Origin of the sequence: Parapedobacter sp. ISTM3, assembly GCF_016533505.1 — a bacterium.
In the GTDB taxonomy this organism is placed as follows: Bacteria; Bacteroidota; Bacteroidia; order Sphingobacteriales; family Sphingobacteriaceae; genus Parapedobacter; species Parapedobacter luteus.
Genome location: NZ_JAENGN010000058.1, coordinates 1 through 980, shown reverse-complemented (window position 1 = coordinate 980; position 980 = coordinate 1). Strand labels below are relative to the sequence as shown.

Sequence of the window (980 nt, the reverse complement as noted above, 5' to 3'; positions counted from 1 at the left end):
TTATCGTTTGTTATAGTAGGTGAAGTCTTTGTGCTCGATTTCCTTGTCCGGCAAGGATTTGAAATACGCATACGTGATGCGTAGCCCCTCCTCACGGCCTACCTTGGGTTCCCAACCCAGCAGCTCCCTGGCCTTGGTGATATCCGGCCGCCGCTGCTTGGGGTCGTCTACCGGCAGCTCCCTGTACACCAGCTTCTGGGAAGTGCCCGTCAGCTTGATGATTTCCTCGCCGAACTGTTTGATGGTGATTTCATCGGGATTGCCGATGTTTACCGGATAGGGGTAATCACTGTGCAGCAGGCGGTAGATGCCCTCCACCTGGTCGTCCACGTAGCAGAATGAACGGGTCTGTGAGCCGTCACCGAAGACGGTGAGGTCTTCCCCGCGCAGCGCCTGCCCGATGAAGGCCGGCAGTACCCGGCCGTCATTGAGCCGCATCCGCGGTCCGTAGGTGTTAAAAATGCGGACGATGCGGGTCTGTAGCCCATGGAAGGTGTGGTAAGCCATGGTGATGGCTTCCTGGAAGCGCTTGGCCTCGTCATACACGCCGCGCGGCCCCACGGGGTTCACATTGCCCCAGTACTCCTCGGGCTGCGGGCTTACCGAGGGGTCGCCGTATACCTCGGAGGTGGAAGCCACCAGGATGCGGGCGCCCTTGGCCCGGGCCAGCCCCAGCAAGTGGTGGGTGCCCAGTGAACCCACCTTCAGCGTCTGGATGGGAATCTTCAGGTAGTCTATCGGACTGGCCGGGGATGCGAAATGCAGGATGTAGTCCAAGCTGCCCGGCACATGCACGAACGTAGAGACATCATGGTTGTAAAACTCGAAATTCTCCAGGCCGAACAAGTGCTCGATGTTGCGCAGATCCCCCGTAATCAGGTTGTCCATACCAATGACGTGGTAGTCCTCTTTGATGAAGCGGTCGCACAGGTGCGAACCCAAAAATCCTGCGGCACCGGTGATGAGTATGCGTTTTCTTG

At 58.3% G+C, this 980-nt stretch carries 1 protein-coding gene; it reads right to left on the bottom strand.

Annotated features, from left to right (window positions below; translation table 11 throughout):
- A partial coding sequence (locus JHJ32_RS22575) for a UDP-glucuronic acid decarboxylase family protein (RefSeq protein ID WP_200122992.1) occupies positions 1-980 on the bottom strand: 980 nt, incomplete at its 5' end.